Raw genomic sequence first — 10,481 nt, 5'->3', positions numbered from 1 at the left:
CATCTGTTTTGTGGCAGAACGGAACCCTCAAAGCCGAGTTTTCATAGAACTTTTTACACTACCTATGAGACGTATTTTAACAAACCTTATGTTGGAGTGCTGTTATTATCCTCACACTTTTTATTGTTAATTTCACAAAAGATACATCTGCCTATATTTAATCATAAAAACATAAATAATATGTAAAACTTTGAAAATTGTCATGAGAATGTCAAATCCGCTTTATGTAAAGCAGGAGAATTTCTGACAACTTTGTGAATTACCACTATTAACCTAATGGTAATGTTATGATATGAAAAACGTTTTCACTTTATGAAAAGGGTGATATAAATGACCGTGACAATGAAACCAACTCATTCGATTGAAATTAAAGAACTGCTGCAGTTTGCCGACCACAAAATCCAAACAAAAAAAGGCACGTACCTTTTCCAAGAAGGAAACGAAGCAGATTTACTTTACATCGTTTTGTCGGGAAAAATACAAATCAGCAAAATAACTACAGATGGCCGCGAGCTGAGCTTAAGAATTGTCGGCCAAAATGATATTTGCGGAGAGCTGACGCTGTTCACCGATTCCCCAAAATATTTACTCAGTGCGTTAATCATTGAAGCCGGCGAAGTCATAGCGATCAAAAGGGATGTATTGGAAAGAGAAATCTTTCAAAACAGCGCCCTTGCATTTGAGTTTATGAAATGGATGAGTGACCATGTCCGCAAAACACAAACGAAGTTTAGAGACCTCGTCCTAAACGGTAAAAAAGGCGCTTTATATTCAACACTTATTCGCATGACAAACAGCTACGGGGTGAAAGGCAGTGATGGAATCCTGATTGACCTTCCACTGACAAACCAGGAGCTGGCGAATTTCTGTGGGACATCGCGGGAAAGCACAAACCGGATTTTAAATGACCTCAAGCGGGAAGATGTTATTTCTACGAAGAGAGGCAAAATTGTCGTCCATGATGTTCAATTCCTAAAGGACGAAATTGGCTGTGAAAATTGTCCGGCAACCTATTGCAGCATTGATTAATAAATCGATAACTTTATCAAAAAGGGATGGGCGAATCCATCCCTTTTATTATGGCTGGATATTTTCAGCTTGTTTATTCCTCATCGACTTTGGTATATAAACGCAGAAAGGCTCACTCTCCAAGTAATCTCCTGTCATCGCATAGGCGCGCGAACGGGAGCCGCCGCAAACATAACGAAACTCACATTGGCCGCATTTTCCTTTATACATGTCAGGATTCCGCAACTCCTTGAAAATGGGTGATTCCCTGTATATTTCGGCAAGCGGCTGCTCGCGAATATTTCCTGCTTTCACCGGAAGCAGTCCGCTCGGATAGACATCGCCAATGTGTGAGATAAACATAAAGCCGTTGCCGTCATTGACGCCCTTCGGAGCTCGCCCCAAGCCGTCAATCGAACCAGTGAGCCCTTGATTGGTTAACGCATCTAAATATTGAATTTCGGCTGGTTTTGCCTTTGCTTCCCGTATTTTTTGCTGGATCACGACGCGCCGATAATGCTGGGCTGCTGTTGTTTTGATATCGAACTTGACCTTCTTGCTCAGCTGGTAAAGCCATGTAAATACCTTCTCATGTTCAACAGGCGAAATCATGTCCTTCTCCTGGCCTCTGCCAGTTGGGACGAGAAAAAAGACACTCCATAGCACGCACTGTAAATCTTCTACAAGCTTTGCCATTTCATCAAGGTAATCAATGTTATAACGCGAAATGACAGTATTGATTTGCACAGGTATCTCCAACTCATGCAGATACTTGATGCGTTCAAGCGTCAGGTCAAACGATCCCGCAGTCCCGCGGAAATGATCGTGCACCTCGGCAGTCGGGCCATCGAGGCTGAACGCCCATCTGGACAGGCCAACTTCTTTCGCTTTCTCAATCGCAGCCTTTGTGACATTGGGCGTTGCACTTGGAGTCATCGACACCCTTACCCCTTTACTAATTGCATAAGCAGCAATTTCAAAGACATCGTCACGCATGAGCGGATCACCGCCCGTAAAGACAAGAAGAGGGTTATTCATGTCGTAAATTTGGTCAATCAATGCTTTTCCTTCTTCGAAACTCAATTCGCGGGGATCCCTTTTATATTGTGCTTCGGCCCGGCAATGAAGGCATTTTAGCTGACAAGCTCGCGTTAACTCCCATATAACAATAAATGGATCTTTATTAAAATCTCTCGAAAACATATTTTTGCCACCTAACCTTTTCTATTTCCCCGAACTACAGTGCCGCCGTATTTGACCGCAAAATTTAACAAGTTAGCCGGAGAAATAAGATAGCTTTCGAATTGATTATAGGTGATCACCGAGTTAAAAAAAGTGAAATATCTCACAAGCAAACAGTTTTTTCGTATGCTTCGATAAAATTAACGCGCTCGTAAATCTCAAGTTCCGCTCGTAAATCTCGAGCCTCCAAATCCGAAAAAAAATCCAGCAGGAAAATCCACTGCTGGAATACTTACTGTTATTATTGAACGCCCAATGCGATTTTCGCGTATCTTGTCATCCGGTCCTTTGACCATGGCGGATTAAAGACAATGTTAACATCGACTTCTTTCACCTCAGGAATATCATCCAACGCCCGTTTTACTGAATCTATGATCGTGCCGGCAAGCGGGCAGCCCATTGAAGTGAGGGTCATGGTGATCGCTGTTTTTCCCTCTTCATCCATTTCCACGTCATAAACGAGCCCAAGGTTGACGATATCTACTCCAAGCTCAGGGTCAACAACAAGTTCAAGTGCACCATAAATACTGTCCTTCAATTCCTGATCCATTCTGCTTCACTCCTTCGCAGCTTTTTTTATCCGTACTGATATGATACCAGAGAAAGCATCATGTTTAAAAGCAGAAGCACTACAAGTAGGTTTCAAACCATTTAACCGTACTTGCGATTCCTTCCATGCTGACTTTGTGCTCCGCCTTTTCATCGCTGATAAATTTCAAACGGTCCGGTGCGTCTTGATAAGCCGGTTTCATTGATTCATAAAAATGATATGCCGGCTGATAAGGAACAACCGGGTCCTTTTTTCCGTGCCAGAATAATAACGGCCTTTGTTCAAGCTTTTCAGGCTGGGCACTTAAATCGTATTTTTGGAGATGGCTGAAGAGGCTGGCTATTTCATTCTCACTAAACGGGAAGCGAATTCCCCTTTTTTTCATTTCGTCCAATTGTGCGAGCGCAAACTGTTCATAATAAGGCATACCCATTAAGCTTACTGCTGTTTTAATCCAGGAGTATTGTGTCAATGCTCCCAATGTGACAATCGCTCCCATCGAGGTACCGGCAACGCCGATCCGCTCAACCTCAATATAATTTTTGCGCTCATAATATTCTTTAATAGTATTTAGCTCTTCAATCGTATTTAATACAATATCCCAAAATCTGAAGTTTAAGTTTTTGTCGCCTGATTCCTGTGCTCGTTCACCATGATGGATCGTTTCAGGCAAAACAACCCTGAAACCCTTCTGGGCCAGCAAATAGCCATAATGCAGATTTATTTCTTTTGCGCTTGTAAATCCGTGGACAAAAATAACCAACGGAAGCGATTTACTACTCTCGTCTTTTTTGGCTAAATGCAGAACGGGAATATTGCCAATACGCAGATTTTCAACATTAATCAACTCTAGAAACCCCCTGGACGATGAAACAAAAAAAGCTGTTCAAAGTGAATTTTTTTTACAACTTATCATGAAATTGATAACATAATAATAAAGGTAAATATAGTAAACCATTATAGAATGTAAATTCTTTCTATAAATTGAGTTTATCATGTAGACATTTTTTTTTCTAAAGCTTTACACTGAATAAAAGCATTTGTTTAATTGAAAAACGAATAACTATTTAATATCAAGACAGTGATAGCCGTTCAACACTCAATCGTCCTGCATGTTATGATAATTGCATTCGTTTTTCGGTCCAGCTTAATACATTGTGAAATTTACTTACTAAAAAAGAAATTCGCTCAAGAAGGAGACCATATGGCAGAGAGACATTTAATCGCTTTAGATCTTGATGGTACATTATTAAAGGATGATAAAACAATATCGGAAAAAACAAAAGGAGTGCTCAATAAGGCTCGCGAACAAGGCCATATCGTGATGATTGCAACCGGCAGGCCGTTTCGTTCAAGCGAGATTTATTACCACGAGCTTGGCCTTGATACGCCGATTGTCAACTTTAACGGTGCATTTATACACCACCCGCTTGATACAAAATGGGGAGTTTATCATTCACCAATGGATATCAGTGTCGCACAGGATATCGTTGAAGCGCTCGGTACTTTTCATTTTCACAACATTATAGCTGAAGTCATTGATGATGTGTTTATCCATTACCATGATGAAAAATTATTGGACGTGTTCAGCCTGGGAAATCCGAACGTTACAACCGGCGATTTACGGAGATTTTTAAAAGACTCGCCGACAAGCATGCTGATCCACACCGATGAAGAGCATGTCCGGACGATCAGGGACCACCTGTCAGATGTCCACGCCGAGGTAATTGACCATCGCCGTTGGGCCGCACCATGGCATGTGATTGAACTTGTCAAATTCGGCTTGAATAAAGCGGTCGGCTTAAAGAAAGCTTGCGATTATTTCCAAATCACGCCCGAAAATGTTATTGCCTTTGGAGACGAGGATAACGATCTCGATATGCTTGAATTTGCCGGCAGGGGAATTGCGATGGGAAATGCAATTGACATTGTTAAAAACATCGCCAATGAAGTAACGTTGACGAACGAGGAAGATGGCATAGGCGTCTACCTGAACGATTTATTAAATTTAAAAGCATTATAATCTCACAGCCTGAAAAATTTTTAAAAAATTGGCTTTTAATCCTAGTTGTTTATGTATAACCGGAGCATACTAAAAATGAAGCAGCGAAGCTGTTTCATAGCTCGAAACTCGGATGGAGGGATTCGTATGGGTAAACACAATAAATCAAAACGCTTTGTGCAGTATGCAGTAGACACCGTATCTAAGCATGATGAACGCATCCCATTTCACACAACATACGCTGAAGCTGAGGCTCGCAAAATGGCGAATGTGAAAGAATCATCTCTGGGAGGAGTATAAGGCCGGCTGACAGCTGTTTTCTAGAAAGCCTGAATTACTGCTAACACAAACAACATGCAAAAAAGCGGTTCCGAAAAAGCGTTTTTCGGAACCGCTTTGTTTTATGGCTCTCGAAAACTTTCGAGAAGGACCGGATAATGATGGAACGTTCGCCCGCCTTGGTTCGTTCGTTCATAAAGGTTGGTGATAACGGAACCATTTTTCGGGAGCTTATCTTCCGGTATACGGATGCTTAACTCGAATTTGGACCAATCCGGATATTTCGAGCCTGTTCTCATCGTTTGCTCTGTCACCAATTCATTATGGCCATCCTCTGCCGTATAAAAAAATTCACCCGTGCCGGGCCGCGCTTCCCCTGTAATCGTATAATTCCCTTTTACACCGGACGCTTTGATATTCCGAAAGACTGGATTTTCCATAGGAATGATAAGCTCAGCAGTTGCAGTTGGACGATCATTTACCGCACCGTTTATTTGTCTTGCTGTGATAGCTGCTTCCACTTTATAATTTCCAGCGGTGACCCGGACACCGTCCTGCTTATAGTTCCATTCTTCGGTCCATGAAACTGTTTCCTCCGGGTTTAATGTTAACGTTTGCAGCGCCTGCAGGAAAGAACGTCCCTCAGAATATTGGTAGACGACACCGCCGTTTTCATCTCTGACCAAAATATCGTATTTTTGTGAACTGGAAAATTCAAAATCCAACGGCTTTGACTCATCATTTTTTAAAATTAAAACAAATTCTGCCTTTTCGGGACCTCCGATTGCATGGACAAAAAATTGATAAGACCCCCCTGTTTCACTAAAGGCATTCTTAGGCAAATAGGAAAGCAATAAGCAAAAGATTAGGATAAACATTTTTTTCATTGCGATGCCTCCAGATGACGCGACTTAATCCTTCCGGAACATTCCAAAAACTTCTGTCGTCTGAACAATATTGGTAAAGGCATGGGGATCAACTTCTTTAATAATCCGTTCTAGATCAAATAATTCATAGCGGGTAATGACAATAATCATCATTTCCTTGTTCTCGTTCGTAAATGCCCCTTTTGCCGATACTCTCGTAATGCCTCTGACCAGTTTTCCATGGATCGCTTCTTTCAGTTCTTCCGGCTTTTTCGTAATAATCATCACGGTCAGTTTCTGATGCCTTGTATGGATGGCATCGATTACCCTCGTTGAAGCATAAAGGGCAACCAGAGTGTAAAGCGCTTTTTCCCACCCATATAAAAAACCGGCTGATATTATAATGATGGCATTAAGGACAAAAAAATATGTACCGACCGGTTTATCTTTCATTCTTGACAACACCATCGCAACAATATCCATTCCGCCTGTTGAAGCACCCCATTTCAATGTCATCCCTACTCCAATAGCTGCGATAACCCCGCCAAACACAGCATTGAGGAGAATATCATCAGCCACTTCCTTAATCGGGAGCAGCTCAAGAAATAAAGACATTGACACGACACTGATAAAACTGTAGAGTGTAAACGTTTTTCCGACTTTTCTCCAGGCAAGAATGGTGACAGGTATGTTTAAAAGAAACAGCAAAATTCCTGTCGTCAGCGGCAGTGGCGTAATATCACTCAGTACTGTAGAGATCAGTTGGGCAACACCCGTGAAGCCACTTGCGTATACATTGGCAGGAATTAAAAAAAAGTTCATGGCAATCGCATTTAATAGCGCGCCAATCAGGACAACAAAACATTTCTTTGTATGTAATAGAACCATCATTTACCCCCTGTAAATTATCATCATAAACAATCCACTCAAAACAGACATATCTGCATAAATTTCATAAAGCATTTCTTTGAGTGAATTTCATAAAAGCATTCTTTAACTGAAAAACGAACGGTTATTTATAATTAAGACAGTATTATTCGTTTCCTACGGCATACTCCTGTTAATTTAGACAACTTCATTCGTTTTTCGGTTTAGCTTGTTACATTGTGAAATTTACTCCTTTAATTCATAAACGAACAATTATTTAAAATTAAAATAGTATTCGTTCATACGGAATCCTGCTCGTTTATTAAGACAATTTAATTCGTTTTTTGGTTTAGCTTAATACATTGACAAATTTACGCACCTATTAAATCTTTACCCAATTTTGCTAATTCCCAATACAATTCATTGTATTTTTCCCATAAAAACGCTAAACTAAGTACATAAATTGGTCGAAAGAAGGTGATATCCATGACAGTAAAAATATTGGCTGACAGCGCGTGTGATTTACCTTTGCAGTTTTACGAGGAAAATGATGTTACCTTATTTCCGCTAAAGGTTCATTTAGCTGACAGGGAATATGAGGATCTGAAAACAATTGAGCCTAAGGCGGTTTATGATGCGATCCGCGATGGGCAACACCCAAAAACGTCCCAGGTTTCACCGCATGCGTTTAAAGAAGTATTTACCAGAATGGCCGAAAATAACGAAGATGGAATTTACATAGCGTTTTCTTCCCAGTTATCAGGTACCTATCAAACAGCCATGATGATCCTGGAACAAGTAAAAGAACAATATCCAAACTTTAATTTAACGATCGTCGATACAAAAGGTGCCTCACTGGGGTGTGGATTGGTTGTCGCCGAAGCAGCCTGGCTGGCAAGTCAAGGCGTGCCAAAGGAAGCTATCTTGCGGGACATCGAATTCCGGGCCGGGCATATGGAGCATTTATTTACCGTTGATGATTTGGAATACTTGGCAAAAGGCGGCCGCGTTTCGAAAGCATCCGCGTTTCTTGGCGGCTTGTTAAACATCAAACCGCTTTTAAATGTCGAGGATGGCAAGCTGATCCCCCTTGAAAAGCTGCGCGGCAAGAAAAAACTGCTGCGCCGCATAATCGAAGTAATGCATAAACGCGGCGTACAATTGGGTACGCAAAAAATCGGAATCAGCCATGCCGATGATTTGGAAACAGCCGAGGAAATGAAAAAGCTTATTCAAGAAGAATTTGGTGCCAAAGATGTGATGATTACACCGATTGGTGCCGCTATCGGATCTCATACCGGTCCAGGTACTATCGCGATTTTCTTTTTAAATCAGCTTCCTGTGGACTAATACCTACTACTACTATGTATCGCAGACGATATACAATTATTCAATCTATGAAAAAAGGACAAGCTTCGGCACCATGCCGACTGCTTGTCCTTTTGCTTATTTTGACTGGCGGTCTTCGTCTTTTTTCAAATAGGTCCAGCCTTCTTCTTGATAAATCATGTCTTCTTTGATCAGTTTGCCGAGTGCCCTTTTAAAAGCAGCTTTGCTCATTTGGAAACGTTCAGTAATCTCGTCGGGCAGGCTTTTATCCCAGTATGGCATCGCGCCATTCCGAGAAACGAGATAGGCTAAAACGGTTTCTGCATCCTGATCCATCACATCGTGCTTCCTCTTCAATAAAGAAACGTTGACCGTTCCGTCTGCTTTGACATCGATAATTCGGCCTTCTACCCTTTCTCCAAGGCGTGGCTCTCTGCCCCGCTGCGATTCATGGATAAAGCCTTTAAAGCCATCAGCCGTATAGATCCAGCTGCCCACCTTGGCCGTCCTGTATATATGCCCCTGAATATTTTTATTGAAGTCTTCGTTGCCGGCTTTAACCGCTATTTCTTCAAAAACCTTGTCAGTTGCAAGGCGCGCATACAGGCGATTATTCCGATTGACCCGGATCGTCGCATAAACGAGATCCCCTTGTTTCGGCCAGACGCCTTTATGGGCGGGAAGATCTTCTTCCCCTAGCAGTAATTCTTTTTGGATGCCGATATCGAGAAAAACGCCCAAACCCGGATTGACATCAGTTACGGGCACCCATTCATAGCGTTCAACCTGTATAGCCGGGATTTTATCAGCGGCAGCGATTCTCCCTTGTGAGTCGGTGTAAAGAAATACTTCCAACTCATCTCCCTCTTCGTATGATTGTTTTGCTTCATTCTTATGCAATAGCACATCTTCTTCTCCATCTGTTAAAAAGAATCCGAACTCCGATGTTCTAGCCACCTTTAATAACGCTGTCCGGCCCAAGTTTTCTGTTAAAGACAAGATAATTCCTCCTAATTGTCTTTCTTTTCCGCACCTTAACCAAGCACATAGTTGTTTAGACTGCTATATTTTACTATAATGAACCCATAAAGAAAAATGTTATCGGAGGTTATTATGTCAAAAGAAAGTTCATTTGATATTGTGTCCAAGGTGGAGATGTCCGAAGTCACGAATGCGATCAATATTGCCTTGAAGGAAATTCAAACACGCTACGATTTTAAAGGAAGCAAAAGTGACTTATCACTTGATAAAGAAGAGCTTGTGCTTGTTTCGGATGATGAATATAAGTTAGGCCAATTAAAAGACGTGCTTTTAAGCAAAATGATTAAGCGGGGCATTCCCATCAAAAATCTCGATTATGGAAAAATCGAAAATGCCTCAGGAGGAACAGTGCGCCAACGGGCCAAGCTTGTCCAGGGAATTGACAAAGAAAATGCCAAGATAATTAATACGATTATTAAAAACAGCGGTGTAAAGGTTAAGAGCCAGGTCCAAGACGACCAGGTCAGGGTCACCGGAAAAAACCGTGACGACCTGCAGCAGATCATTGCAGCAATCCGTGAAGCAGATTTAACCGTCGATGTGCAGTTTGTTAATTATCGATAATAAGTTAATCAGGAAAGTGGCTATTACAGCCACTTTTTGATTTCAAACATAAAATATATAATATAAAGCTACAACTTGGATTCGGGTTGGACTGTGCTTTCTATAACAGAAAATGGTATGCTTTAGATAGGGGATATCAACTCGTTTTAAATCCATAGCGAAGGAGGGTATGAATATGAAAGACAGGGGTACAACTACTTCTCGAACAAGAGAACAACACAGAAATGCACACGCTTTGGCAAGACAAATCATGAATCATCCCCGATTAAAAGGTAAACTATATGGAAAACACTTTGCGAGAACCGCCGTTGAAATTGAAGTTGTGACAGTAGAAGACCAAACACCCAAAGAGGTCATTAGATTAAAACCAGTAAAAAAGCGTTTAACTAAAGCAGAAAAGCGGGCTTTACACAAAAAACTAGCTGGCAGTGCCAGACACTTTAGCATAGAAGGCCTAAGAGAAGCAGACCGAATTGCAAACCGTGAAGATTGGGAGGAAGATGTTAAGTGACCACAAAGGTGTTAATTGACAATAACATCTGGGCTGCTGATGAAAAGGGATATCCAGAAGTAGTAGATTACATTGAGCAGCTCTTAGAGGATGAGTCTGATGCTGAAATATATATGACACGAATCATTGAAATGGAATTACTGTCCTATAATCATTGTTACATAGAATTGTTTTTTCTCGAACTCTAATTGGCCAGCGCCTGGTAATTAACCAATAGTATAT

Annotated in this window: 13 protein-coding genes; 7 read left to right on the top strand and 6 right to left on the bottom strand. The window is 41.3% G+C overall.

What is annotated here, in order from left to right:
• The first annotated feature begins 330 nt into the window (after positions 1–330).
• Positions 331–1,029: a Crp/Fnr family transcriptional regulator gene (locus CVD23_RS03200; protein WP_101665166.1), complete on the top strand. Its 699-nt coding sequence runs from the start codon at positions 331–333 to the stop codon at positions 1,027–1,029.
• Positions 1,030–1,077: 48 nt separating this feature from the next.
• Here the strand turns inward: CVD23_RS03200 and CVD23_RS03195 are convergent, their stop codons facing one another.
• From CVD23_RS03195 to yjfP, 3 genes are all read right to left on the bottom strand, one after another.
• A complete protein-coding gene (locus CVD23_RS03195; RefSeq protein ID WP_101577711.1) occupies positions 1,078–2,211 on the bottom strand; it encodes a TIGR04053 family radical SAM/SPASM domain-containing protein in 1,134 nt (377 codons plus the stop codon).
• A 280-nt stretch (positions 2,212–2,491) separates the two neighbouring features.
• Complete coding sequence (locus CVD23_RS03190; protein ID WP_101577710.1) at positions 2,492–2,800, bottom strand: metal-sulfur cluster assembly factor; 309 nt, start codon at positions 2,798–2,800, stop codon at positions 2,492–2,494.
• A gap of 79 nt (positions 2,801–2,879) precedes the next feature.
• The gene (gene yjfP, locus CVD23_RS03185; RefSeq protein WP_101665165.1) at positions 2,880–3,647 is read right to left on the bottom strand and encodes an esterase; all 768 of its coding nucleotides are present in this window, start codon (positions 3,645–3,647) and stop codon (positions 2,880–2,882) included.
• Positions 3,648–4,004: 357 nt separating this feature from the next.
• On the opposite strand from yjfP, the gene CVD23_RS03180 reads away from it, so the two are divergent.
• The gene (locus CVD23_RS03180; protein WP_101665164.1) at positions 4,005–4,823 is read left to right on the top strand and encodes a Cof-type HAD-IIB family hydrolase; all 819 of its coding nucleotides are present in this window, start codon (positions 4,005–4,007) and stop codon (positions 4,821–4,823) included.
• Positions 4,824–4,949: 126 nt separating this feature from the next.
• A complete protein-coding gene (locus CVD23_RS21770) occupies positions 4,950–5,102 on the top strand; it encodes a hypothetical protein (protein ID WP_180955505.1) in 153 nt (50 codons plus the stop codon).
• Positions 5,103–5,203: 101 nt separating this feature from the next.
• Here the strand turns inward: CVD23_RS21770 and CVD23_RS03175 are convergent, their stop codons facing one another.
• Complete coding sequence (locus CVD23_RS03175; protein ID WP_101665163.1) at positions 5,204–5,968, bottom strand: BsuPI-related putative proteinase inhibitor; 765 nt, start codon at positions 5,966–5,968, stop codon at positions 5,204–5,206.
• 24 nt (positions 5,969–5,992) lie between these two features.
• The gene (locus CVD23_RS03170; RefSeq protein WP_101577706.1) at positions 5,993–6,835 is read right to left on the bottom strand and encodes a YitT family protein; all 843 of its coding nucleotides are present in this window, start codon (positions 6,833–6,835) and stop codon (positions 5,993–5,995) included.
• Between the two features lie 465 nt (positions 6,836–7,300).
• Here CVD23_RS03170 and CVD23_RS03165 point away from each other — a divergent pair, with 465 nt between their 5' ends.
• Positions 7,301–8,164: a DegV family protein gene (locus CVD23_RS03165; RefSeq protein WP_101665162.1), complete on the top strand. Its 864-nt coding sequence runs from the start codon at positions 7,301–7,303 to the stop codon at positions 8,162–8,164.
• A 96-nt stretch (positions 8,165–8,260) separates the two neighbouring features.
• Here CVD23_RS03165 and CVD23_RS03160 read toward each other — a convergent pair whose 3' ends face one another.
• The gene (locus CVD23_RS03160) at positions 8,261–9,142 is read right to left on the bottom strand and encodes a CvfB family protein (RefSeq protein ID WP_101577704.1); all 882 of its coding nucleotides are present in this window, start codon (positions 9,140–9,142) and stop codon (positions 8,261–8,263) included.
• 114 nt (positions 9,143–9,256) lie between these two features.
• On the opposite strand from CVD23_RS03160, the gene CVD23_RS03155 reads away from it, so the two are divergent.
• The 3 genes from CVD23_RS03155 (at position 9,257) to CVD23_RS03145 (ending at position 10,447) form a co-directional block, all read left to right on the top strand.
• Entirely contained in the window at positions 9,257–9,748 is a 492-nt protein-coding gene (locus tag CVD23_RS03155; RefSeq protein ID WP_101577703.1) for a YajQ family cyclic di-GMP-binding protein, read from the top strand.
• Between the two features lie 175 nt (positions 9,749–9,923).
• Positions 9,924–10,259, top strand: coding sequence for a hypothetical protein (locus CVD23_RS22270; RefSeq protein ID WP_257987904.1), 336 nt, complete (start codon positions 9,924–9,926; stop codon positions 10,257–10,259).
• Positions 10,256–10,447, top strand: coding sequence for a hypothetical protein (locus CVD23_RS03145; RefSeq protein WP_101577701.1), 192 nt, complete (start codon positions 10,256–10,258; stop codon positions 10,445–10,447). Before CVD23_RS22270 ends, CVD23_RS03145 begins: the two co-directional genes overlap by 4 nt.
• Positions 10,448–10,481: the final 34 nt, after the last annotated feature.

Origin of the sequence: Bacillus sp. V33-4, from assembly GCF_002860225.1 — a bacterium.
In the GTDB taxonomy this organism is placed as follows: Bacteria; Bacillota; Bacilli; order Bacillales; family Cytobacillaceae; genus Bacillus_BJ; species Bacillus_BJ canaveralius.
Note: the sequence above shows the minus strand (reverse complement) of the source record. Positions and strands in the feature narration are given on the sequence as shown.